The organism is Bacillus sp. NMCN1 (assembly GCF_002998085.1).
GTDB lineage: Bacteria > Bacillota > Bacilli > Bacillales > Bacillaceae > Bacillus.
Genome location: NZ_PVQL01000001.1, coordinates 1,105,205 through 1,129,548, shown reverse-complemented (window position 1 = coordinate 1,129,548; position 24,344 = coordinate 1,105,205). Strand labels below are relative to the sequence as shown.

At 41.3% G+C, this 24,344-nt stretch carries 30 protein-coding genes; all 30 read left to right on the top strand.

What is annotated here, in order from left to right:
* Window positions 1-140 precede the first annotated feature (140 nt).
* The 30 genes from C6W21_RS05920 to C6W21_RS05770 all read left to right on the top strand — a co-directional run bounded on the left by C6W21_RS05920 (window position 141) and on the right by C6W21_RS05770 (window position 24,251).
* Complete coding sequence (locus C6W21_RS05920) at window positions 141-437, top strand: PDDEXK family nuclease (RefSeq protein WP_106052349.1); 297 nt, start codon at window positions 141-143, stop codon at window positions 435-437.
* Window positions 434-1,816 (top strand): DEAD/DEAH box helicase, encoded by a 1,383-nt coding sequence (locus tag C6W21_RS05915; RefSeq protein WP_106052353.1) that lies wholly within the window; start codon window positions 434-436, stop codon window positions 1,814-1,816. Before C6W21_RS05920 ends, C6W21_RS05915 begins: the two co-directional genes overlap by 4 nt.
* Window positions 1,813-2,328, top strand: coding sequence for a hypothetical protein (locus tag C6W21_RS05910; protein WP_106052355.1), 516 nt, complete (start codon window positions 1,813-1,815; stop codon window positions 2,326-2,328). The genes C6W21_RS05915 and C6W21_RS05910 overlap by 4 nt, the downstream gene beginning before the upstream one ends.
* A 131-nt stretch (window positions 2,329-2,459) precedes the next feature.
* Window positions 2,460-2,732, top strand: coding sequence for a hypothetical protein (locus C6W21_RS05905; protein ID WP_106052358.1), 273 nt, complete (start codon window positions 2,460-2,462; stop codon window positions 2,730-2,732).
* The gene (locus C6W21_RS05900) at window positions 2,704-3,060 is read left to right on the top strand and encodes an HNH endonuclease (RefSeq protein ID WP_106052359.1); all 357 of its coding nucleotides are present in this window, start codon (window positions 2,704-2,706) and stop codon (window positions 3,058-3,060) included. The genes C6W21_RS05905 and C6W21_RS05900 overlap by 29 nt, the downstream gene beginning before the upstream one ends.
* A gap of 400 nt (window positions 3,061-3,460) precedes the next feature.
* Entirely contained in the window at window positions 3,461-3,964 is a 504-nt protein-coding gene (locus C6W21_RS05890; protein ID WP_106052364.1) for a phage terminase small subunit P27 family, read from the top strand.
* Entirely contained in the window at window positions 3,964-5,676 is a 1,713-nt protein-coding gene (locus C6W21_RS05885; protein WP_106052367.1) for a terminase large subunit, read from the top strand. Before C6W21_RS05890 ends, C6W21_RS05885 begins: the two co-directional genes overlap by 1 nt.
* A gap of 11 nt (window positions 5,677-5,687) precedes the next feature.
* Window positions 5,688-5,870 carry a hypothetical protein gene (locus C6W21_RS19180; RefSeq protein WP_106052371.1) on the top strand — a complete coding sequence of 61 codons (183 nt, stop codon included), beginning with the start codon at window positions 5,688-5,690 and terminating at the stop codon, window positions 5,868-5,870.
* 6 nt (window positions 5,871-5,876) lie between these two features.
* The gene (locus C6W21_RS05875; RefSeq protein ID WP_106052375.1) at window positions 5,877-7,118 is read left to right on the top strand and encodes a phage portal protein; all 1,242 of its coding nucleotides are present in this window, start codon (window positions 5,877-5,879) and stop codon (window positions 7,116-7,118) included.
* Window positions 7,111-7,740 (top strand): HK97 family phage prohead protease, encoded by a 630-nt coding sequence (locus C6W21_RS05870; protein WP_106052378.1) that lies wholly within the window; start codon window positions 7,111-7,113, stop codon window positions 7,738-7,740. The genes C6W21_RS05875 and C6W21_RS05870 overlap by 8 nt, the downstream gene beginning before the upstream one ends.
* A 35-nt stretch (window positions 7,741-7,775) precedes the next feature.
* Window positions 7,776-9,008: a phage major capsid protein gene (locus tag C6W21_RS05865; RefSeq protein WP_106052382.1), complete on the top strand. Its 1,233-nt coding sequence runs from the start codon at window positions 7,776-7,778 to the stop codon at window positions 9,006-9,008.
* Complete coding sequence (locus C6W21_RS05860) at window positions 9,005-9,301, top strand: hypothetical protein (protein ID WP_106052385.1); 297 nt, start codon at window positions 9,005-9,007, stop codon at window positions 9,299-9,301. Before C6W21_RS05865 ends, C6W21_RS05860 begins: the two co-directional genes overlap by 4 nt.
* 24 nt (window positions 9,302-9,325) lie before the next feature.
* Window positions 9,326-9,709: a collagen-like triple helix repeat-containing protein gene (locus C6W21_RS05855; RefSeq protein WP_106052387.1), complete on the top strand. Its 384-nt coding sequence runs from the start codon at window positions 9,326-9,328 to the stop codon at window positions 9,707-9,709.
* 14 nt (window positions 9,710-9,723) lie between these two features.
* Complete coding sequence (locus C6W21_RS05850; protein ID WP_106052390.1) at window positions 9,724-10,065, top strand: head-tail connector protein; 342 nt, start codon at window positions 9,724-9,726, stop codon at window positions 10,063-10,065.
* The gene (locus tag C6W21_RS05845) at window positions 10,001-10,366 is read left to right on the top strand and encodes a phage head closure protein (protein ID WP_106052393.1); all 366 of its coding nucleotides are present in this window, start codon (window positions 10,001-10,003) and stop codon (window positions 10,364-10,366) included. Before C6W21_RS05850 ends, C6W21_RS05845 begins: the two co-directional genes overlap by 65 nt.
* Complete coding sequence (locus C6W21_RS05840) at window positions 10,359-10,742, top strand: HK97-gp10 family putative phage morphogenesis protein (RefSeq protein ID WP_106052396.1); 384 nt, start codon at window positions 10,359-10,361, stop codon at window positions 10,740-10,742. The genes C6W21_RS05845 and C6W21_RS05840 overlap by 8 nt, the downstream gene beginning before the upstream one ends.
* Window positions 10,739-11,107 carry a tail completion protein gp17 gene (gene gp17, locus C6W21_RS05835; protein ID WP_106052399.1) on the top strand — a complete coding sequence of 123 codons (369 nt, stop codon included), beginning with the start codon at window positions 10,739-10,741 and terminating at the stop codon, window positions 11,105-11,107. Before C6W21_RS05840 ends, gp17 begins: the two co-directional genes overlap by 4 nt.
* An 11-nt stretch (window positions 11,108-11,118) precedes the next feature.
* A complete protein-coding gene (locus C6W21_RS05830; RefSeq protein WP_106052402.1) occupies window positions 11,119-11,736 on the top strand; it encodes a major tail protein in 618 nt (205 codons plus the stop codon).
* Window positions 11,737-11,749: 13 nt separating this feature from the next.
* Window positions 11,750-11,968: a hypothetical protein gene (locus tag C6W21_RS05825; RefSeq protein WP_106052405.1), complete on the top strand. Its 219-nt coding sequence runs from the start codon at window positions 11,750-11,752 to the stop codon at window positions 11,966-11,968.
* A 38-nt stretch (window positions 11,969-12,006) separates the two neighbouring features.
* Entirely contained in the window at window positions 12,007-12,342 is a 336-nt protein-coding gene (gene gpG / locus C6W21_RS05820) for a phage tail assembly chaperone G (protein WP_106052409.1), read from the top strand.
* Between the two features lie 2 nt (window positions 12,343-12,344).
* Window positions 12,345-12,539, top strand: coding sequence for a hypothetical protein (locus C6W21_RS05815; RefSeq protein WP_087977472.1), 195 nt, complete (start codon window positions 12,345-12,347; stop codon window positions 12,537-12,539).
* Between the two features lie 15 nt (window positions 12,540-12,554).
* A complete protein-coding gene (locus C6W21_RS05810; RefSeq protein ID WP_106052412.1) occupies window positions 12,555-16,571 on the top strand; it encodes a phage tail tape measure protein in 4,017 nt (1,338 codons plus the stop codon).
* On the top strand, window positions 16,571-17,404 hold the full coding sequence (locus C6W21_RS05805) for a phage tail domain-containing protein (protein ID WP_106052414.1): 834 nt from the start codon (window positions 16,571-16,573) through the stop codon (window positions 17,402-17,404). The genes C6W21_RS05810 and C6W21_RS05805 overlap by 1 nt, the downstream gene beginning before the upstream one ends.
* A gap of 12 nt (window positions 17,405-17,416) precedes the next feature.
* Complete coding sequence (locus C6W21_RS05800; protein ID WP_106052416.1) at window positions 17,417-19,153, top strand: phage tail protein; 1,737 nt, start codon at window positions 17,417-17,419, stop codon at window positions 19,151-19,153.
* Between the two features lie 38 nt (window positions 19,154-19,191).
* Window positions 19,192-21,066, top strand: coding sequence for a right-handed parallel beta-helix repeat-containing protein (locus C6W21_RS05795; protein WP_106052418.1), 1,875 nt, complete (start codon window positions 19,192-19,194; stop codon window positions 21,064-21,066).
* A 14-nt stretch (window positions 21,067-21,080) separates the two neighbouring features.
* The gene (locus C6W21_RS05790) at window positions 21,081-22,439 is read left to right on the top strand and encodes a phage baseplate upper protein (protein WP_106052420.1); all 1,359 of its coding nucleotides are present in this window, start codon (window positions 21,081-21,083) and stop codon (window positions 22,437-22,439) included.
* A gap of 23 nt (window positions 22,440-22,462) precedes the next feature.
* Window positions 22,463-22,762, top strand: coding sequence for a hypothetical protein (locus tag C6W21_RS05785; protein WP_106052422.1), 300 nt, complete (start codon window positions 22,463-22,465; stop codon window positions 22,760-22,762).
* The gene (locus C6W21_RS05780; RefSeq protein ID WP_106052424.1) at window positions 22,759-22,938 is read left to right on the top strand and encodes an XkdX family protein; all 180 of its coding nucleotides are present in this window, start codon (window positions 22,759-22,761) and stop codon (window positions 22,936-22,938) included. Before C6W21_RS05785 ends, C6W21_RS05780 begins: the two co-directional genes overlap by 4 nt.
* A 44-nt stretch (window positions 22,939-22,982) precedes the next feature.
* A complete protein-coding gene (locus C6W21_RS05775; protein WP_106052425.1) occupies window positions 22,983-23,402 on the top strand; it encodes a phage holin family protein in 420 nt (139 codons plus the stop codon).
* A gap of 45 nt (window positions 23,403-23,447) precedes the next feature.
* A complete protein-coding gene (locus tag C6W21_RS05770) occupies window positions 23,448-24,251 on the top strand; it encodes an N-acetylmuramoyl-L-alanine amidase (RefSeq protein ID WP_106052427.1) in 804 nt (267 codons plus the stop codon).
* Window positions 24,252-24,344 lie beyond the last annotated feature (93 nt).

Sequence of the window (24,344 nt, the reverse complement as noted above, 5' to 3'; positions counted from 1 at the left end):
CTTGACTACCTTAGATATATAAAAAGATATAAATAGATAAATTAGAGGTTTAAGAGTGATTATATAAATGCCTAATTCCCCTAATTTATAAACATACACACGTAAGCATTTTAAAGTAGGATACGTAGAGGTGAATCAACTTGGCAAAAGTTACACGTGAGAAAGACATAGAAAAATATCTTCGAGAGCAAGTGAAAAAGATTAAGGGTGTGGCATATAAATTTGAATCGCCAGGGAACATAGGTGTACCGGATAGATTGGTTCTTCTTCCTGGGGGCAAGGTCTATTTTGTAGAATTAAAGGCGCCTGGGAGAAAACCAAGACCGACACAGATCAGGCAGCAGAAGAGAATTAAGGATCTAGGAAACGAAGTTTATGTGATTGACAGTTTCGTAGGAGTAGATGTGTTTATAGCGAAGTGCGAGGGACGAATATGAAATTCATTCCGCATAATTATCAGAGGTATTGTATTGATCGGGTATTGAATACGCCAGCACTAGGGTTATTCCTAGATATGGGTTTAGGAAAGACAGTCATCACATTAACCGCTATAAATGACTTAAAGTATAACCGTTTTGCTGTGCACAAGGTTCTAGTGATCGCGCCTAAAAAAGTCGCGGAAAGTACTTGGGCGAAAGAGGCTGAGAAGTGGGATCACTTAAAGCTGCTGAGAATAAAGACGGCTTTAGGAACAGAGAAAAAAAGAATCAGAGCATTAAACACACCTGCAGACATATACGTGATCAATCGAGAAAATATCCCGTGGTTAGTTGAGTATTATAAAAATTCATGGCCTTTTGACATGGTTGTCATTGATGAATTTTCGTCTTTTAAAAATCATCAGGCCAAACGTTTTAAATCGCTTAGCTGGGTAAGGCCGCACATTAAACGGATTGTAGGGCTAACTGGAACACCTGCACCGAATGGAATGTTAGATCTTTGGGCGCAGGTGTATTTACTAGACGGCGGTCAACGATTGGGGAAACACATCACGGGATTCCGTGAAAGATATTTTGAACCTGATCAACGAAACCGCGATAGGGTTTTCACCTATGCGCCAAAGGCGGGGGGAGAAGAGGCTATACAGCAGCTGATAGGTGATATTTGCGTCAGCATGAAAGCGTCAGACTATCTTGAACTACCGGACATCATGTACAACACTGTATCAGTAAATCTGACGGATAAAGCGCAAGCGGCATATGAAAGACTTGAAACAGAAATGCTTTTAGAAGTAGATGAGTCAACCATTGACGCAGGATCCGCAGCCGTCCTTACAAACAAACTATTACAGTTGTGTAATGGCGCTGCATACGACGAAGATAGAAACGTGGTAAATATCCACGATTGTAAGATTGAAGCCTTTAAGGAATTGATAGAGGGTCTGAACGGAAAATCAGCATTAGTGTTTTATGCCTTTCAGCATGACAAGACGAGGATCAAGGATGTTCTGTCTAAAACAAAGTTGAAAGTCAGGGAGTTGAAAACACCACAGGATGAGGACGACTGGAACAACGGCAAGATTGACATATTACTGGCGCATCCGGCTTCTGCTGCATACGGTCTGAACTTGCAGCACGGAGGGAATCACGTCGTATGGTTTGGCCTGAACTGGTCATTAGAGTTGTATCAACAGGCAAATAAAAGACTGCACAGACAAGGACAAACAGAAAAAGTCATCATACATCATCTCACAATTAGTGGCGGGATGGATGAAGATGTTGCCGCAGCATTGGAAAACAAGACAAGCACGCAGGATCAACTTATGACAGCCTTAAAAGCAAGAATCGAACGTGCACAAGGAGGCGCAGCCCAATGAAATTGACAGAAGAAATGATAACCCTTATCTCCCAAACTGCGGCAACTGCTGCAGTCGAGCAGATGGAAAGACAAAGAAAAAAAGATAAAAAGAAAGACAAAAGATTTCAAAACACGCAACTTCTTCTAAAAAATTACCGCGGACTAGTGGCCCATTGTGAAAAGATCAAAGACGAATTAATAGAGATAGATAACAAGTCTATCCAGGATTTAGACATTGAAGAGATCAGCTTAGAAAGTATCGAGTCGATCAAAAGAAGTCGCAGTAAAACTGTGGCAATGGTTCTCTTTATCCAGTCTAAGGTCAAAGCATACAAAGAATTGTGCGGCGAAAATGATCAAGTGAAATATAGGATTCTTGAAAAGAAATACCTATCTCCAACTAAAATGACTAGCGCACAAATCTACGAGAGCGAGAACATCGAAAGGGCCACATATTATAAATATTTAAACGCAGCCTTAGATGAAATGCGTGTTTTATTCTTCGGGATTGAAGCGCTTGAAATCCAATAGCGTAGAAAAATCATAGACCAAACGTAGACGGTTTATGTGTTAAGATGATATTGTGAAAAAATTATATAAGCGAGGAAGAAGCACCGTCTTTATAGACAGGTGCTTTTTTTATATTCAGGAGGGGATCAAATTTGGAAAAGCCAAACAAAGAACATCCTTTACTACAAATCACACTTAAGGATTTAGATTCGGTTCCAGAGGTAATTCATAACGGAGAGCCCTTGCAAGGACGAATTGAAATAGATTTCAATTGGAAAACGAGAGGACTCGACAAAGAAGGTTCTACTTATATCAATTTACGGACAGCCGGAGAAAAAGGAAAAAGAAAGGGACTAAGTGAAAAAAGGATCGAGTACAAACAGGGAGAAGCGACGAATGAAAAAGCCATTGAAACCATGCAATGAACCTGGATGTCCTCAACTAACGCGCGAAGGGTATTGCCAGCAGCATAAGACATCGAAGCCATCATATGATCTGCACCGTGAATCATCGGCACGCCGCGGATATAATAGCCGATGGCGTAAAGCGCGTGAAGGTTATTTAGCAAAGCATCCTTTGTGTCAATCTTGCATGTTACAAGGCAAACGTATTGCGGCCACAGTAGTAGACCACATCAAACCGCATAAGGGAGATAAGAAACTATTTTGGGATTCTTCTAACTGGCAGCCGCTGTGCGCGTCCTGTCACAGCAGGAAGACCGCTAAAGAAGACGGAGGGTTTGGAAATGGATAATCAAAAGTGCGTATGCGATCAATGCGGCACGACATTTAACATTGCTAGCTGTTCTAGGATTAGAAAGATTGGCGAAGGGATCAAACAACATCTTCTAGTTTGTCCGAGGTGCAAGACTGAGTACACATCCTATTATACGAATGCGTATATCAGACAACAGCAAAGCAAAATTAGAAAGCTATTCGTTGTCCTTCGGAACACGAAGGCTGAAAAGGCTATCGAAATGCACAAGATGAAAATAGCAACACTTCAAGAAAACTTACAAATTGATATGAATCAGCTTCGCATTGAAGTTGAAGGCCCCCCTAGGTTAAATCCCTAGAAACGATTTGCCGTAGACCGCGTCTCCCTCAACATCGCGAGAAATTCCCTAAATGAAATTTTGAAAGGAGGTGAGAGGATGGCGAGGCCTAGACAACCTGTAGATTTATTGTTGGTAAAGGGTAAGAAAAACCTTACCAAGAAAGAGATTGAGCAAAGAAGGAAACAAGAAGTAAAGGCGCCAAATGATAAAGTAAAAGCACCAGCTTATTTACCAAAAGATTTAAAAAGAGAATTCAAAAAGATAGCGGACGAGCTCAAAAACATCGGAATTATGACAAATTTAGATGTGGATGCGCTTGCCCGTTTTTTGTTTGCAAGAAAACAATATTTAGAAATAACAGAAATCATATTAGAGACACCGATCACATCCCTGGCTGAAAATTCAGAGGGTGAAAAATTTGAAATAGCGAATCCTGCATACAGTGATCTATTAATTAATCAGGACAAACTGTTTAAACAATGCAGACAAGCATCAAGTGATTTAGGCTTAACCATTTCCTCACGCTGTAAACTGGTTGTCCCAAAGAAAGAAGACAAACCTAAGACAAAAGAAGAAGAACGCTTTGGAGGACGCATGTAATGCAAACGCAGGAAATGACCGCAGAGCTTTTGATTGAGCGTGTATGGTCATATTGCGAAAAGATCGAAGCGGGGGAAATAAAAGCAGGAAAGAAGCACAAATGGGCTGTTCAGAGGTTCATTAAAGACGTAGAGAGGCTAGCAGATGAAGATTGCCTGTATTATTTTGACGCAGAAGCAGTCCTTGATTTCTATGAATGGGCCAAGCAATTTAATCATGTCGAAGGGATATTAGCAGGAAAGCCAATTGAACTTACAGACTTTCAATTATTCATCGCTGCTAATATCTACGGCTTTTACAAAAAAGAGAATGGCGCTAGACGATTCAGAAAAGTATATATTCAGTTAGCTAGGAAAAATGCAAAATCGCAACTACTGGCTATAATGGCTTCGTATGAGATCTTCCCAACTCAAGAAAAACATCGTGTGTTTATTGCAGGTTGGTCGAGAGATCAATCAGATGAAGTATATCAAGCAATCCTTGAGCAACTACATCACGCGCCGATTTTAGAGGGGAAATATACGGATGCCAACGGAAAGATTAAGAAACACAATACAAATTCCATAATTCAACCTCTTTCAAGGGAAGCCCGAAAGGTTGGAGACGGGAAAAACCCATCTTTAGGAATTGTAGACGAATATCACGCACATGAAACAAGTGAGATTTATGACGTGCTCAATAGCGGAATGGTAGCGAGACGTAGCCCTCTTATGGTAATTATTACAACTGCTGGTTATAACTTAAACGGTCCCTGTTTTAAAGAATATCAATATACAAGTAAAATACTTGACCCGGATGTAGATACAAAAAAAGAAGATTATTTTGTATTGATTTGTGAGCTTGATCCTAGCGATGATGTTAAAGATGAATCTAACTGGATTAAAGCAAACCCAATCGTTGCAACTTATGAAGAAGGCATGACGTCTCTAAGATCAGATTTAGAAACGGCTCTCGAAGTCCCTGAAAAAATGCGTAGTTTTCTTACAAAAAATATGGATCGCTGGACCGATCAAAAAGACAACGGCTACATGAAAATGTCTAAATGGCGGGCCTGTCATGGTGAAATACCTGACCTAAAAGAAATGGCGATCTATCTTGGTATAGATTTATCTATGACAACGGATTTGACTTCTGTCGGGTGGGTTGGCGTTCTTGATGGCTTTTATTATGTTGGTCAGCATTCCTTCATTCCAGAGGAAAAGGCAAAAGAGAAAATGGCTACTGATAAAGTGCCTTATGATTTATGGCGTGATCAAGGTTGGATGACATTTACACCAGGGGAGGCAGTTGACTATCAATTTGTCGAAAGGTGGATCATTGAATTTGCACACGTCAACAAATTAAGGGTCATTGAAGCTGCTTACGACAAATGGAATGCGCTACATCTTGCACAACGGCTTGAGAGTAAGGGATTTAACATGGTGGAGTTACCGCAGAGGATTCAGTATCTTTCCTTGCCTACGAAGGATTACAGACAAAAGGTATACGAGAGAAAGGTCATACATACTGACGATCCATTGCTCACTTTTGCGTATAATAATGCAATCCTTAAACAAGATCCGCAAGAAAACATCATGCTAGACAAAGCGAAGTCACCACAAAGAATAGATCCAGCTGCAGCCGTTATGAATGCTTTTGCTAGGGCCATGTATCACGATATGGGTGCAAACGTTGACTTAAACGAACACTTTTCAGGAAATTTCAGTTTTTAGGATGTGAGAGAGTGAAAAAATTCATTGTATTTCTGAAATTAATATTAAACGACTTGCTGTTTATTGGAGGGTGCACCTTTATTCTGCTGGCAGCGTATCGGGTAAATACAAACATCGGTCTATTTCTGACGGGTGTATTTTTTATGTTTTATGCCTACCTGCTGTCTAGTCACGTGCGGCAGAAAGAGAGGTGAAAATAAATGTTTATAGACAAGTTTTTTGAAAAACGATCCGGCTCAAAAACGTTAGACGGTTTCAGCCAGTTGATCAATCTGTTTGGAGGTAGAGAAACGGCAAGTGGTGAAAGAGTCAGTGAAAGTAATTCATTTGAGCAGCCTGACATTTTCGCATGTGTCAACGTACTGTCTGATGACATCGCAAAGCTACCGATACACACTTTTAAAAAAGAGAGTCAAGGAGTCAACAGAAACCCTAATCATCCATCTGCCTATGCAATCTACGCAAGGCCGAATCCATACATGACTGCTTATGTGTGGAAAAAGCTGATGATGACGCATGTACTCACATGGGGAAATGCCTATTCAATGATTGAGTTTGGGGCTCACGGTTTCCCTGAAAATCTTTACCCGTTGCGGCCGGATGCAACAAACGCATACATCCATCCCGACTCAGGGAGGCTATGGTACCAAACCACCGTTAACGGAAGAACGATGGAACTATATGAACACCAAGTGTTGCATTTTAAAGGTTTATCAACGGATGGCATTCACGGTAAGTCGCCTATTGGGGTAGTGAGAGAGCATATAGGCGCTCAAGCAGCTGCAACAAAATATAACGCAAAACTATATAAAAACGAAGCCACGCCGCGAGGCATTCTAAAAGTACCTTCTTTCTTGGATGAAAAACCAAAAGAGAACGTAAGAAAAGAATGGCTGCGGGTCAACCAGGGTGAAAACATAGCGATTATTGATAATGGTCTTGAATATCAATCAATTGCTATGCCTTTGCAAGAAGCGCAGTTTGTAGAATCTATGAAATTCAATAAAGCACAAATTGCAATGATTTATAAAGTTCCGTTGCATAAACTCAATGAGCTTGATAAAGCCACATTTTCAAACATTGAGCATCAATCCCTGGAATACGTAAAAAACACATTGCAACCGTGGATCGTGAATTTTGAACAGGAGTTAAATATTAAATTGTTTACTGACAATGATCAAAAAGCGGGCCATTATGTAAAATTCAATGTTGATAGTGAGCTGCGCGGCGACAGTAAAACTCAAGCAGAGTATTTTAAGACGATGAGTGAAGCGGGTCTTTTAAATAAAAATGAGATTCGCGACTTGATTGAAAGAAACCCTATTGAACATGGTGAAAAATATCTATCTAGCTTGAACTATGTGTTCCTTGACTTTATGGAAGAATACCAGCGGCTTAAAGCTGGTTCAGCCATGAAGGGAGGTGACAGCAAGAATGAGTAAAGAAAAAGAAGTGCGGCTGCTCACGACGCCAATTGAGATACGTTCTGATGGAGAAGGACAATCCGAATATGTGGAAGGCTATGCTTTGAAATTTGAAAAATGGTCCGAACGTTTAGGGTGGTTCAAAGAAATTATCAGTAGAAGCGCCTTAGAATCTACCGACCTATCAAACGTCATTGCACTTTTTAACCACCGAGAGGACTTTCCCCTAGCGAGAAATACCGTTTCAGGGGAGACAGGACGGCTTGAACTAGAAATAGATGGCATAGGTCTTAAATTCAGATTTAAACCGTCAGACACGTCATATGCGCGCGATCTCATGGAGAATATACGCAGCGGCGTTATTAATCAATGTTCATTTGCCTTTTCGTTGGATTATAACGGAGAAGAGCCTGACGAGTGGCGCATAAATGAAGATGAAGACATATACGAACGAAGAATAAACAACATTCACCGCATTTATGACATATCTCTTGTAACGACACCAGCGTATAGCGATACCGAAGCTGTAGTAGGTGCCCGCAGCTTAGAGAAAGTAGAAGAAATGAAAGAACAACGAAGCCCAACAGATGAAACTTTAAAAATTGAATTGGAACTATTAAGCCTTGATCTTCCCGAATAAGGCTTTTTTGCGTTCTATGAGGAGGAAAAATAAAGATGACAAAAAAAGAAATTGAACTGCGTCAGCAGTTTACGCAAAAGAAAGAAGACGCTAATAAAGCACTAGCGGAAGGAAAATCAGAAGAAGCACGTCAGCTTCTAGATGAAGTGAAAGAGCTTAAGAATCAAATTGAATTGATGGTAGAAGGAAGATCACTGAACGTGCCGGATTTACCTGGCGGTGAAAATTTTGTGCCGGAGCTAGAACGTAATCCGGAGGGACGAAAAGGAGCAGAAGGGGATAAGGAAGAACGTCAAAAGAAATTCACCAAGTTGTTCATGAAGTCTCTTCGAGGTAAATCCTTAACACATGAAGAACGTGAATTCCTAGAAAATCCTGAATTCAGAGCGATGTCAGGAAAAAATGAAGAAGATGGCGGAATCCTGATCCCCGAAGATATTTCACGAACTATTAAAGAGTTAAAGCGTGAGCAATTACATCAACTTGAGCAATATGTCACGGTCGAGCCGGTTGCAACAAGATCAGGTAGCCGTATGCTTGAAAAAAACGGAGACATGACACCATTCCAAGACATAGAGGAAATGGGGAACATTCCAGAAACAGACCAGCCTAAGTTTACAAAACTATCATATACCATCACTGACTATGCGGGGCTTTTACCACTTTCAAATACATTGCTGCAGGATACAGATCAAGCGATCATGACATATGTCGCGAAATGGTTCGTTAAAAAATCAGTCGCAACAAGAAATGCACTTATTCTGAAAATCCTTGATGATTTGAAAAAGGTTGAATTTAAAGGCCTGGATGACATTAAAAAGACTTTAAACGTTACGCTAGATACCGCGATTTCAGCTGGTGCAATCATCATGACAAACCAAGACGGGTTTAACTATCTTGATCAATTGAAAGATGCGGACGGTAAATACCTACTCAAGGATATTCCTTCCGAACCGACAAACAAAATGCTGTTTGGTCGCCGCGTGGTGGTGATCTCAAACAAGGTCTTGAAAACAAAAGCAGGGAAAGCACCTGTAATCGTTGGGGATTTAAAAGAGGCAGTTGTTTTATTTGATCGACAGCAACAGTCTATCGACTATACGAATCTTGCAGCAGGATCATTTGAAACGAACACAACAAAAGTGCGTGCAATTGAACGAGAAGACGTCCGGAAATGGGACGAAGAAGCCGTAGTATACGGCCAATTATCAATAAAAGAAGTAAAAGAAGTAAAAGAAGTAAAAGAAGAAGAGGTGAAAAAGTCATGAGAGTGACGAAAAATTACACCACTGATGGCGGGGATCGAACTGTCATCGGTGGTGTATTAGAGTTTGCAGGCGGAAAAATCGTCAAAGACGGCGAGGAAGTGAGTCTAGGTGGCGGCGGATCAGCTGCACCAGGAAGCGTGACACATGAAATGCTGGCCGAAAAAGCGGTTCGTTCGGTAAACATCGGGACGGGAAGCATCATGCCGGAGCATCTTAATTCGTCGATTGAAACGAGACTCAAAGGAATGGAAGACGAAATAAAAGAGCTGCAAAGCAAAACGAGCAAAGAATAAATAATTGAAGGGAATTGATCTAACATGGCAAAAGATTTTTTGAATGAAAGTAATGGAGTATTAACATCTGCAGAGGCGGACGCTGATGGAAAACCCATCACTGCTGTATACGTAAAAGGAAATAGCAAAGAAAATCCTCTTTTCATACAAGGGATGCAAGGTGAACAAGGTCCGAAAGGAGAAAAAGGCGATCCAGGAGAGCAAGGCCCAAAAGGTGACAAAGGAGATCCTGCAGTAATTGAAACGGGGTCTATTAAAAACGACCATTTAGCAGATAAATCTGTTAACTCTCGTACTATAGGCGCTGGCAGTGTTATGTGGGAGAACCTCAATTCTGCAGTAAAAGAAATGATCACCGATTTAGAGACGCGAGTCAATGAGCTTGAGGGTAAAGAAAATACTGAATAAGTAGGTGGTCTTCTATGGATTTAAAAATGCTGAAAGATGAATATTTAAAAATTGATACTGACCAAGATGACACCTTGCTTAAAACCTTAATTACTGCAGCAAAGGAATATATCAAAAATGGAATAGGGCGGTATGTAGAAGATAACGCTCAATTTGAACTTGTAATAGGGATGTTAGTCGAGCATTGGTACGAAAACAGAGGGATGTATGAGTCAGGTGTTTCTGGCTCAAACATCCCTTTTACTGTTCATGCTTTGCTGACTCAACTTCGCTATGTGGGGGTAGAAGAGGATGAAGAAGATAAGCGGGTTGAATCGTCGATTAACCTTTCAAGTAAAGAAAAGGGTGCAGGATGACGAGCTGAATTGGAATGAGTCCTACGAAAATGCCTTTGAGACATGGGGTTCAATTGAAGGATTTTCCGGCTCAAAATCAGACACGCTTGTGGCCGGAGCTTTAGGGGTCAAGTCACCGAAGAAAATTACAATAAGATATCGGGAAGACGTTAAGCAAGACATGCGAATCCTTCATCAAACGGGAACCGATGACGCAGGAGAGCCAATATACCGCACTTTCGACGTAATGGATTTTAACGACGTTGAAAATAAAAAGAAGCGGCTTGAAGTCACATGCAATGAGGTTGGCATAAATGGCTGATATGGATATTGATGGATTTGATGATCTAACGAGATTTTTCAACAAGATAGGTGACGACGTCGAAAAAGCTGAAAAGATTGCCCTTAAAGCTGGGGGCGAGGTAATAGCCGAGCATCAAAAACGTAACGTGAATAAGAGTTCAAAAAAACAGCCTCACATGGTCGATAACATCACTGTTTCAGCTGCAAGAGAATCCAAAGACGGTGAGCTGTTTGTAACGGTCGGGCCAAATAGAAAAGTCGCTTACAGAGGGCGATTTTTAGAGTGGGGCACATCTAAAATGCCGCCGCATCCATTTATTGAAAAAAGTGCAATCGAAGGGGAGGGACAAGCTGTGAAGATCATGGAAAGAATTATCACGGCTCCTATTAAATGAGTCTTGATGCAAAGAAAGAATTGAGTGCAGCGTTAATAAAAAACAATGAATTAAAGCAGCTTGTCACAGGTGGTTTTCATAATCTTGTGGCCGATGATGTGGCCGCATTCCCCAGGGTTGTATTTTCAGAGATTACAAATAGGGATCAGGAGTACAGAGACAACCATTCCGCAGCAAGTGAGGTTCGATTCCAGTTAAGCATATTTTCAAAAGCAGACACACGGAAAAACGAAACAGAAATAGCGAAATTAATAGATCGTCTTATGAAAGATTTAGGTTACGGAAGATATGATTCAGTGGATCTTTACGAAACAGATACAAAAATCTTTCACAGAGGCATGAGGTACATCAAAACATTTTTCTAGGAGGAAAACAGATGGGGAAAACAATCTACGGATTAGACATGTTTCATTATGCTGAGCTGATTCAAGACGACGATAAAGGACTTGAATATGCAAAGCCTGAAAGACTGCCAGGAGCTGTAAACGTCAAAGTCGATCCTAAATCAGAGCAGTCTAAATTTTGGGCTGATAACGGCGTGTTTGATTCATTTAACAACATGGGTGACATTGACCTTGAGGCTGAACTAGCGGATTTGCCTATTGAGGTGCAAAACAAAATTTTCGGTCACAAGGTAGAAAACGGAATTTCTTTTGCCAGCTCTGATGATAAGGCAGTTTTCTTGGCTTTCGGCTTTAGAGCGAAAACATCCACAGGTGGGCACAGATATTACTGGTTCTTGAAGGGGCTTCCTGAATTGCTGGGAAATGAACACAAAACTACCGAAGGGAAAGCTGATCCTGAAACACCAAAGTTTAAAGCGGGCTTCATGACTCTTCAAAATAGGAAGGGGAAAAACCGTTGGAAGGCTCAAGCTGAATTCGACGAAGGCTTTGACCCGGATGAATGGTTTAAACAAGTTGTATATGACGGCGCATCATTCGCCATAAAAGATACAGAGGATTCTACAAGTTCAGTAGACATTGGAAAGTGAAGGGGGTAGCCGTATGAGCGCCAAGAAAACAGAATCTATTTCTCCACGTGTTGGGATAGCCGGCTATGAAATTAAACAGAAAAGAATCAGTGAAAACCCAACCGAATATCTAAAAAGCACTTTAAATGTCGAATTCTTATTTATTAATGGAGATTCAAGCGCTGAGAAGTTTGATAAATTTTTAAAAGATTTAGCAGTATTTATAGATGAACGGAGTCAAAAGGGCGTTTAATAACGCTCTTTTTTATTTTGTAAACGGGAGGCAATATCATGGAGGCATTGACAATCACCTTGCATTTAAACGGAAAGAAAAAGAAATTTTCCACACCTAACTTTATCACGGGTGCGTTATTTAGGACCGCGGCTGAAATAACAGAAGACCTTGAATCGAATGATCCTGAAAGAATTTATACAAGTAGACAATCAGAGTTTATTTGTGAAGTGTTCGGAAACAAATTCACTGCAGAAGAATTTGAACAAGGCATTGATTCTCGATTTTTATATAGAACAATCTACGCAACCGCAAACTATGTCATCGGAAATATCGTTGAAGCGAGCAAGATCCTGAATCCTGAAACCGCAGAGGAAGCAGAGCCGGGGGAGTAAGTTTGTCCGATGCTGTCCTAGATATGTATAACGCATTAGAGGACATTGGCTTTTCACAGAACCAAATAGATGAAATGGATATTGTGTATCACTTGAAACGTCTCGCGCGACGCAAAGAAGCGAGCAAGGAAAAGCCAAGTAAGAAAGCTACAGCATCGGATAAGCCCTTATACATTGATCAGATACCTGGACTGTAAAAAGGTGGTGAGGGATTGAGCAAAGACATTAAAGTAAAGCTGTATTCTAATTCGTCCCAATTTAACGGGGAAATGAAAGCAATTGCCGTTCAAATGAAAAACATAAAGTCCGAGTTTGAGAAAAATAGGACTGCCGTTGGTGTGTGGGGCAATGAACTGAAAACGTCGCAGACGAAAGTCAGAACCCTTTCACAGCAATTAGACCAGCATAAAATGAAGGTCAAAGCACTTGAAAGAGCTTATGCAGATTCAGCCATCAAGAAGGGAAAGGATGCGGAATCAACGCAAACCCTAGCCCGTCGGTTGAACTATGCAACAGCTGAAATGAATAAAACGCAAAACGCGTTAACACAAACGACCAACAAAATTCAGAGGATGGAAGCTGAGATAAAAAGAACATCCTCATCGCTTTATAAGATGGGCCAAAGAATGAATACAGTTGGCAACAAAATGAGAAGTACAGGTGCTTCGGTAGCGATGACTTCAGGTGTTGCTTTTGCTGGCTTGGCCCTCCCACTAAAAGATGCAGTACAAGTGGGTATGGACTTTGAAAAGCAAATGAGTAAAGTCCAAGCTATTTCAGGTGGCACAGCTCAAGAAATAAAAAAGCTAGAAAAACAAGCAATGGAGCTTGGGGCGACAACTGTCTTTACTGCGAGTCAAGCAGCTGACGCACAAAGCTTTCTTGCGATGGCTGGTTTTAAAGCAAACGACATTTACGCAGCGATGCCAGGTATGTTGAACTTAGCCGCCGCAGGTCAACTAGATTTAGCAGCAGCGGCCGACATATCTTCCAACATGATGCAAGCCTTTGCGATGAAGGCTGAGGAAGCAGGGCACGCCTCAGACGTTATTGCATACGGCGCAGCAAATGCAAACACCAACGTCGAACAGATGGGCGAGGCCATGAAATTCCTTGGCCCTAACGCTAATTCACTAGGTTGGGGATTAGAAGAGTCAGCGGCTGCGGTCATGGCGTTTGGTGATGCAGGTTTACAAGGTTCTATCGCAGGACAAGCCTTTGGTACGTCTTTGATCAGGTTAGCAACTCCAGCTAAAAAGGCGCAAAAGGAAATTGATAGATTAGGATTTGCATTCTTTGATGCAGCCGGAGATATGAAAAGCATGCCGGAAGTCGTTGCAGAAATGGAAAAGGGCATGAAAGGCATGACGAAAGAGCAGCAAGCCGCAACCCTTAAAACCATTGTAGGCGCTGAGTCTTATAAACATTGGGCTATACTCTTACAAAAAGGCAGCAAGGCTTTAAAAGAGAACACAAAAGCTTTGAAGGAATCAGACGGTGCTGCTCAAGATATGTCAGATACGATGCTAGATAATGCACGAGGCAGCATAGTTGCCTTTAATTCTGCTGTAGAAGGAGCAAAAATCAAACTAACTAAAAGTTTACTTCCTGCGCTTGGTAACCTAGCTGAAAAAGGTGCAGACATCGTTTCCATGTTTAACAAAATGGATTCTGCCACAGCCCAAACGGTTGCTAAAACAGCATTGTTTGCTACAGGAGTCTTGGGAGCCACAACAGCAGTCGCAACGCTTACGATGGGAATCGGAGCGCTTTTAGCATTTACGGGTCCAGTGGGGCTTGCCATAGTTGGCGGAACGGCTTTACTAGGCGGCATTGCCGTTGCAACATACGCTTACAATGAGCAGTTGAAAAACCAAAAGAAACGCCAGGAAGAAGCAAAAGAATCAGCGCTTCTATATGGCGAGGGTGTTTCAAAGGCAACTCAAAAAGCGGCCGGATCATACGTGAATCTACGTGAAAAAGCTACATCACAACTTTTCCAACTGACGCAGGTTTCAGGAAAAGAAGCAGATAAAATGGCAAATAGGTTACTTAAAACTTATCAAAATATGTCATCTTCTTTAGTTAAAGAATTAGAAGGATTTAAGACAGACGCATTGGCTGTCCTTAATGGTCTTTTTGAAGATCAAGAAGGGAAAATGAAAGAAAAAGGCGAGGAATGGTCTGATCAGCTTGTCGGGAAAATTGATGAGGATGTACAAACAGTTCGTAAGAAAATGAAACAGTTTGAGAAGTTAAAGGAAGAGACAGGCTTAATCACTTCTAATATGAACGAAGTACAACGCAGAACATTTAACGAGATCATCACATTCTTCCAACAGGCTACTAGTAAATTTGCGGCCAATCAAAAGGATGCTTTAGCTATCCAACAGAGAGTTTCCGAGAGTCAAAATAAGTTATCTTTTAAAAATGCTAAAGGCTATAACGATCAGATCACTGAGCTGTATAAGGAAGGTCAGAAGGCAGCAAAAAAAGATAGAGATTATATGTCTCAAGTGATGGATGAGGCTCTTGCTAAAGAAGCGATAAACGCTGAACAACATAAGGCTCTAAAAGCCAAAATTAATGCAGACTATCAAGAATCTCTTGCTCAAAACCTAAACACATATAAGAAAAGCTCAGAAGCCCTTTTTGATCAAATGTCTAAAGATGGGAAACTGCTTGACCTGGAAACGGGAAAAGCCCTTGAAAAACAAAAAGAATACTCCAGTAATTCAATGGGGATTTTTATTGAAGTGGAAGAGAGCGAGGCAAAATACCAAGCACGATGGGCCGAAAAACAAGTTGCTTTCTTACAAAAACTTGGGGACAGCAAAGAAGAAGCGCTAAAGCAAACAAGAAAATCCCTCATTGAGTTTAATGAAGGATTAGGGCTTGCAAGTGACGAAGCTGCCACCCAAGCAGACAAAGCAATTGCCAAAGTAGAGAAGAAGATGAACCGCGAAACATCTGCCCGTAATTCAGGAAAGAAAATGGGCGATGAATTTGCTGATGGTCTAATAGATGCCACTCCAAATACTTTAGCGAGTGGTTCCATTTTAAAACAGTCATTGGATCTGAAATTACGTGAAGAGACTGGAATACCTAGAATTGCAGGGAAAGAAAAAGGTCAATCGTTTAGTGACGGTATCAATGCGTCAAAAGTCAGCGTATCAAACAGTGGGACAGTGCTGCAGCAAGCACTAAAACAAAAGCTGAGCGAAGGCAATGCAGGTGCTAAAACATTCGGCTCACAAAAAGGCCAATCGTTTAGCGCAGGTATAAGCTCAACAAAAGGCAGCACAAGCACTGCAGCAAGCAGTGTAAACCAAACAGCGTTATCAAACCTAAACAAAAATACCACGCAAGCCACGCAAGCGGGTGTAACAAAAGGACAAAGTCACAGTTCAGGAATAACAAGCACAAAGGGCGCCAATACGTCTGCAGCATCATCCGTTAGTGCGACAGTAACAGCCCAGCTTGCCAAAACAACCGATGGTGGAGGCGGACAAAAAGCAGGGACTCAATTTGCATCGGGGATTCGTAGCCAAGCCGGAAACGCTAGTAATTCGGGTAGCACCGTAGCACAATCAGGAAAACAAGGCTTATCAAGCGTGAAAACAACTGGCACAGGTGCTGATTTTTCTAAAGGTTTTGCTAACGGTATTCGTAGTATGGGTGGAACCGGCGGTACGATATGGAAAGCTGCCTGGGCCATCGGGAAAGTTGCAATACGTTCGCTGAAAGATTCCATACAATCAAAATCACCTGCAAAGAAGACCATTGCAGAAGGAGTGAACTTTGGCGATGGGTTTATCATTGGGCTTGGAGAAAAAGCGCAGGACGTGAAAAAGAGCACAGCAGCTATGGCGCAAGGTGCTATGACGTCCTTTAAATCTGAAATTAATAGAATGGCGTTTAACATCCAGGGAGCCGCAGATGAAATAAACACAATGCGCGCCGAACTGACTGTGAAAAATGAAATTGACACGCCTATTCTAAATCAGAAGCTAGATGCCCTTATTAGTCTTCTGTCAAATAATCTACAGACCAACAATGAAAACGTAAGTGCTGCAGGGCAAACAATCAAAGTCTATCCTGCGCCTGTCATTATTGGCGGTGAGCATTTAGCAGACATCGTTTTTGAACAAGGTGACACATCCATACTGGATAAAAAGAGCGCTCAAAAATATGAGCAGAGTGCGTATAAAGGAGGGCTGAAAAGATAATGGATCTGTATTTTGATTTCAGAGACGGAATGGGGGAGCAGCCTTTGTCGGGGTTACTGCCCTATTTTAAGTTGCTTAGCTTTGCACCTGACGCGCCAAGCACTGAAAGGGAGCTTGTACAGTTAACCAGGTTTAACGGACTTGTACCGACGCAGCACCCGCGCGACATAGTGTACAAAGAAAGGCCTATCAAAGTTGAGATATTGCTTGATGCTAAAATCGCGGCAAACTTTTATCAGTACAGGCATGAGTTTTATGATCTCGTTGTTCAGCCCTTCTGGTATTACATCTCATGTGATCTGCTTCCTGGGAGGCGTTTTGCGGTTACGTGTGACGGAGGGTTTACGATCCCTAAAGACAAGCAAAAAAACCAGGTATCCTTCCAAGTGGATTTTAACAATATCACAGGGCTGGCAGAGTCAAAGGGCACGTCTTTAAGCGCGCAGAACTTTTCTAATGAAAGATGGTTTTCAGGAATGAACATTCAAAGACGTGACGATCTGCAGTACCGATTTAAAAACAAAAAAAGATTCAGTGTATTCAATCCAGGTGTGCCTATTAACCCGTTGCAGCATGATTATAATGTGCTGCTAAACGCAAAGGGAAAAAACGTGACTATCATCAATCACACGAATAACGAAAGGTTGAAAATAGAGGCCGATCTGAAAAAGTCCCAGCAAGTCAGGAACTTGAAACAGTATACCGTTGTCGGCAATAAAAGATTGAAAACATCGGGAAGGATACCGTCCTTAGATAAAGGCATGAATGAGTTTGAGATACAGAATACAAGTGATTTTGAAATTGTATTCGATACAAGATTTTATTTTCCGTAAAAGGAGGTTGTCATGGCTGCTGCGGATTTTATAAAAAAACTAGCACCAGGGGCGCAGAAAGTCTATAAAAAATATAATGTCCTTGCAAGCCTAGTCATTGCCCAAGGGTGCTTAGAAAGTGGTTTCGGATCCAGCGGACTTTCTAAACAAGCAAATAATTTGTTTGGAATTAAAGGGACATATAACGGTAAATATGTTCTCATGTGGACAAGCGAACAAGACAAAAAGGGAAACGTCACCAGGATACAAGCTAAGTTTAGAAAGTATCCATCATACGCAGAGAGCTTAGCAGATCTTGGAAGCCTGTACACCCGTTTGAGTCGATATAAAGATGTGGTAGGTGAAAAAGATTATAAAAAGGCCACTGCAGCAGTTTCAAAAGCTGGGTACGCCACGGATATCAACTATGCAACAAAATTAAACAGCATCATTTTTACTTACAAACTTACTCAATACGACACCTTTGATGATGCGCCGGATGAACCGAGTGAACCTGAAACACCAACTAAACCGACATATCCAAGCAAAGAATACCAGGGCAAGGATGTAGAATTAAATGACGGGCTGCCAACTGACATTGATTTTAGGCAGCTGCACGTCTCAACCAAAGACGGTAAAGATCTAGTCGAAATCGTCGGCGCTGTGTTGGAGCTTCAAGACGATACAACAGGTAAGAAGAGTTTCACCTTTACCCTATTGCGGACTGAGGATAACGGAACTGAATTTGATTTACTTGTTCCAGGGAACATACTGTATTTAGACGAGAAAGTATACAATCATCAAAAGTATTACATTACAGACATTGAGCTTGATCAAAGCAGGAAAAACGTGCTGCAGAAGAAGGTAACGGCCAATCATGTCTATACTGTCCTTCTTGTAAATAGCAGAGTCGAGGAAAAAACGTCAAAGATACTGAACATCAAAGAAGCCCTAGACATTGCACTTGCTGACACACCTTTTCAATATGTCCTGAAAGAAAAAGAATCTGCATTTGATACCGTTGATCAAGATGGCTTCGGCGAAAAGAATAGGATTGAATTAATGGATCAGATTGTACATGACTATGAAATAGAGCTTGATGTAAACAACTACGTCATCTACGTATATAAAAAGATGGGAAAAGTAGTAGATTACACTTTCGACAGTCGATATAACATGCCAGGCTTTAAGTTGAAAATCAATGACCAAAACACATCCACAAGAGCTTGGGGTTACGGAGCAGAAAAGAAAGATAAGAAAAGTGACACTAAATCAACTGATGCAAAGTCGAACGAAGATGAAAAGGAGAAAGAGCCTGAATACGAATTCGAGCCTATCCTTTACATCCATCCTGATGAAGATAAATTTTTGATCGAGGGTAAGCCGCGCTGGGGTGAGCCGATAAGAGACGACACAGTAAAAAAAGCAAGCAACATGGTATCTGCTTTGAAAAAGCATGTAAACCCATTTCCTGACGTGGTCGTTGAGGCAGATTACCAGTATATCTATGAGCCAGCACTACAAGGTATAGAAGAAGATTTTTGGAAAGGTGACACGATCCATGTCATTGCTGATACAGCAAACGGGATCACGTTTGAGGACGATGTAAGGTTAGTGTCTGTCACTTATAATCCCCTCAACCCGTATGACAGCCCTAAAATGACTTTCGCAAACTTCCGAAAAGACATTCAGGATTATCAAGTAAGCCAGGCGCGGCAGATTAAGCAGCAAAAAAGATACATTGATCAATTGATGAGAACGCTCAATTAGAAGCGTTTTTTCTTTTGGAAAAGAAAGGAGTGAATATATTGGTCCGGCTTAAAAAGGATTATGATACGACAAGAAATTCAGTATATGAATCACAGTTACGCGGTGACATGCAAACGGTTGAGAATGAGCTTAATAAGAATGCCAGTGAATTACAATCGCATAAAGACAGTAAAAAAGCGCACTCGTCTAATCAGATTATGCACGGGTTATTTTCCGTCGCCAATAGAATTGATAACTTGTGGTCAAGGCTGATTAATTTAGTGTTGAATCATGACGGGAATGATGTCAAGGAAGTTGTAGACATTCGAGTTGCTAGGGATGCATCCATTCATCCCACCGCAAAAGATCGTCTTGATTATGATTTCCAAATACTTGAGCAAGAAATTGAAGATTCTGCAGTTTCTCTCAATCTCAAAAAATTCATCAAGAAATACGGGAGCTTCACAGCGGGCTTTAAGGCTGCGCTAAGTCTTGCGAAATTATATCCTGTTCACATTGTTGTTCCTCAAGGACATTACAAACTAATGGAGACTGCACGCATCTATAAAAACACTCACTTAACCTTGCAAGCTGGTGCCGTTATTAAACGTGGATTTGTAGGATCAATGCTTGTAAATGGTGACAAAGACGATCAAACAAGGGGCTATAACGGCCACGGGAACATACTGATTGATGGACAGGGCATGTTTGATAGCGCAGGTGGTGAAATCAAAGAACAATGTTCAGTCATAGGATTTGCACATGCTGAGCGTATCATCATCCGTGACATCACGATCAAAGATGTGTGCGGCGGTCATGCCTTTGACTGTGCAGGTAATAAACACGTATTAATAGAGAATGTATGGTTTAAAGGTTTCGCTGATTATAAAGGCGACAGATGGTTTTCTGCTGCGATTCAGCTGGACTTAATGAGATCGGCGGGCAACTTCGGCGCATTTGGAGCTTATGATCAAACTGTGAGCAAGCATGTTACCGTTAGAGATTGTTATTTTAGCAGATCCGAAAGCTTAAGAGGATATGCGCGAGGGATAGATTCTCACACCAGCACTGATGGTTTTTGGTATAGTGACATCCGCATCATTAACAATGATTTTGAAGATACGTCCGAGTACGCGGTGTCCGGCAACAAGTGGGAAGATGTTCTGATAGAAGGAAACAGATTTAAGGATTGTGCATCCGGTGTAAGGCTAATGATTCCTAGAGTAGAATCTGTCTACACGCAAGACGCAAACGGCAATCCTACGAACAGGGTTAACAAGGTAAAGCGTCTTTCAGTCAAAGATAACACTTTTACAAACATTAAAGTACGCCATGCCATTCAGGTATATGGCCGTAAAGGGATTCAAAAAATTGACGACGTGGATGTTTCCGACAATAAAATCAATGGCGTAAAGGTCAAGCACGCTATCCATTTATCAGATGTGGATGGCTTTTTGGTGTCTCGCAATCAATTTAGAGACATCAAGCATCATGGGGTGCTCTTAACTCGCTGCAGTAATGGCAAAGTCGAATCAAGCATTGGACGAGATATTGAGGGGAACGGTGTACGCGTAGAATTAGGGTGTAAGAACATTGATGTCACAAACACCACTTTACGTGAAGTTGGCTATTCGGGGATTTCTGTTTCAGGTGATTCAGAGGACATAAACGTTGATTTCAGCGATATTCAGAATGCTGGTAAAAGGACTTCTTCATCAAACCCGTATTACGGAATTATCTTCATGGATGGAGTTACAGATTCAGCAGCAAGATTCAACAAAGTGCGTGGGAAAAAATGCAGATATGCTATGTATTTTACTAGCAAGTGTTCAAGGATTCAGCATCTCGGCAATCGGCTTAAAGGAGCTGGCGCAGAAGGTTCTTTGAAAGACAACAGCATTGATCCTATTAAAACAATTGAGAATGTAACATGAGAGGGGGTGATAACATGATTCGGAAGAACGGTCCACTTGATTTTGATGTAAACGCATATACCAGTTCAAGTGTATCAACCAGCATAAATTTTTGGACGCAGGATCGTCAGACGGCAAGGCTCATTTTCAAACTAACGAAAGATGGCGTCCCATTACCTCTTGCAGCTGTCACGGGAAAACTTGTATTAGTTATGTCAGATGGCAGCCGATTCATTAGAGACGTAACAATTATTGATCGTGTCGAAGGTCAAGCGGAATATATCTTATCAGACAAAGAGGTCAAGCACTACGGCATAGTACAAGCTGAGCTGAATTTGTACTATACAAATGATCAATCTATGTCCGTGCATCAGTTCTCTTTTAACATTTCAAAGTCCCTCATTGATCAAGATATTGTGCCAATCACTGAGTATTATGTGGACGAGTTCGAGGCTTTAAGAGCAAAGATAAATGAGCTTTACGAAGAGTCTATACAAACGATTGATGATATGAGAGACAAGTTTGAGGACTTGGAAAAGATCGAAACAAAACAGGGCGCGCAGTCTAAAGCAGATGCAGCACTTGCGGCAGCTAAAAAATACACGGATGATCACGCGGAAACACCTGCAGGTGCAAAAGATAAAGTAGCGGCGGCACTGGAAGCGGCAAAAGAGTACGTCGATCCGCACCTTGAAAACAAAAAGATTCACGTAACAGAATCAGAAAAAAGTAACTGGAATAACGGCCAGCTGCACAGGCTTACACCTAACGACGGTAAAGTTGCAAGGTTGCCAAACGGTACTGATATTTTTTTACTGCCAACGGGTTTTTATATGGGAGCAAATCTGTTAAATCTGCCTGTAGATAATGATTCCAGTTTCTATTACATTGAAGTTTTAGAAACAGCATATTCTCAAAGTGGTATAAATTACAAAAGAATCATTGTCACAAGGTCATTTGATAATATGACTTGGATTGGCACGTTCCATGCACAAGGCTTTAGAGGTTGGAAACGTCTCATAACAGACGGAGATGCTGCAGTCACTTGGAAAACACCTTCATTGTCCAAAGGATGGAAGCAATATGTATCATCAGATGGATTTCCGCACACGTTACGCTATTCAAAAGATGCTTCGGGAGTGGTGGAGATCATCGGGTCTATTACTGGCGGTGTGATTGGTAATGATGTCGAGGCGTTTACATTACTTGAAGGATTTTTTCCTTTGCAGTCATTTCACTTTATTGGTGTAGCATCCAGTTTGGGGACACCGGGTGTCCCGCAATATCACCGAACCTATATAGGTACTGACGGTCGAGTTTGTGTTCAATCTTGTTCTAATACGGTAAACCCAAATGAATTTATTACGTTTGGGGTCCGTTTTAAAGCAAAGTAAAAGTAAACGTGGGAGGTGCGAATATGATCTGGGTGTATAAATATGATGAAAATTACTTTTGGCAAGCAGACAAAGACATCTTAGTAGATGTAGAAAACGGAGAGGAAATCCCCAAAGGCTATACAGATAAACAGCCACCAGATGGGCTGTTTATTGCAAAGTACGATCCCAAAAAAGAAGAGTGGTTTGAATCAGCAACACAAGAATATATTGATAGTTTGCAGCCTGATCCACCGCCACCAGATGATGTAGCGCTGCTAAAAAAACAAGTCGCTCTCCTAACATTGCAGCTTTCGCAACTGCAGAGAGGCGGGGCATCATGATTTATCCAACGGCGGACGACATAAAAGTATTTTGGGATTGGGGCGTCTACTCTCTTGAGATCATGCGGGAGTATGTCGCATTAGAAGTAATAACAAAAGAAGAGTTTAAGCAGATCACAGGCGTCGCATTCGACAAGCCAGCTACTTCTGCGGATTTAGGAACAACAGCATCTTAACAGGTGCTTTTTATTTTGCCTTCTTGAAGGAGGTGATTAACGAAATGGAGGAAACGATAGTGTTTATAAACTTTGAAACTTTAGACCTTGCACGAACATACCTATTTGGCGGAGTGAAATTTTTGGACTTGCTCTTGCTGCTAAGCGTCATCGACGTTTTAACAGGAATCATTAAAGCTTGGAAGATCGGTAAGCTACGAAGCCGCACGGCATGGTTTGGCTACGTAAGGAAAATGCTTAGTTTTGTTGTCGTGATTGTTGCTAACATCATTGATCAGATCATGGGATTAAATGGAGTGCTGACCTTCGGGACAGTATTGTTTTACATCGCAAACGAAGGGCTTTCTATCACAGAAAACCTTGCACAGATCGGTGTTAAAATTCCAGCTTCCATCACAGACCGTCTTCACGTCATTGAAAACGACAGCCAAAAAGAAGAATCAGAAAAGAAAGCTGCTGAGTAATCGGCAGCTTTTTTCTATATAAAAAAATGAATGGAGAGATTGAATATGACAAAGAAAATTATGCTTGATCCGGGACACGGCGGACACGATCCCGGCGCAGTAGCAAACAATTTAAAAGAGAAGGATCTTGTATTAAAGATTGCAAAGAAAACAAAAGCGATTCTTGAAAAGGTTTATGGGGCAACAGTCAAGCTCACACGATCAACTGATGTTTATATTGATTTATCACAAAGAGCAAGACTAGCAAATAATTGGGGCGCTGATTATTTTGCATCAATCCATATCAATGCAGCTGGTGGTACAGGCTTTGAGTCGTTTCGTTACGTCGAATTATCTGCATCATCCGGCACTGGCAAGCAGCAAAAAATCGTACATGATGCGATCTATAGAAAAATTAAAGGTAAAGCAGTAGACCGCGGGAAAAAGTCTAAAGATCTTGCAGTATTGCGAGAAACAAATATGCCAGCGATTCTAACCGAGAACCTTTTTATTGATCGTAAAGAAGATGCTGCGTTGCTCAAACAAGATTCATTCCTCAATTTGTTGGCCGAGGGGCATGCGGAAGGAATCGCGGCAGCCGTCGGTTTAAAAAAGGTATCTTCATCATCTAAACCAAAAAAAGAAACGACACCAAAGGGCGTTAAAATGGCCGTAGTGAAGCCGAATGCTGACGGGTGGCTATGGGTCTATGATAAGCCGAATTGGTCAGCAAAGCACAAAAAGGTGAAACCTGGTGAAGCATTTACGATTGATAAGACCGTCAACGTAAACGGATCGAAAATGTACAAGCTGAAATCAGGTCTTTATATCACTGCTGCATCTAAATATGTTCTGGTAAAACAAAAGTAAAATCAAAAGCCCTTCCTCATTGGAGGGGCTTTTTTTATTTGTCGTAATTTCCATACTTTATTACTAATCAGCCCTTTGGTATTCGGTTATTTG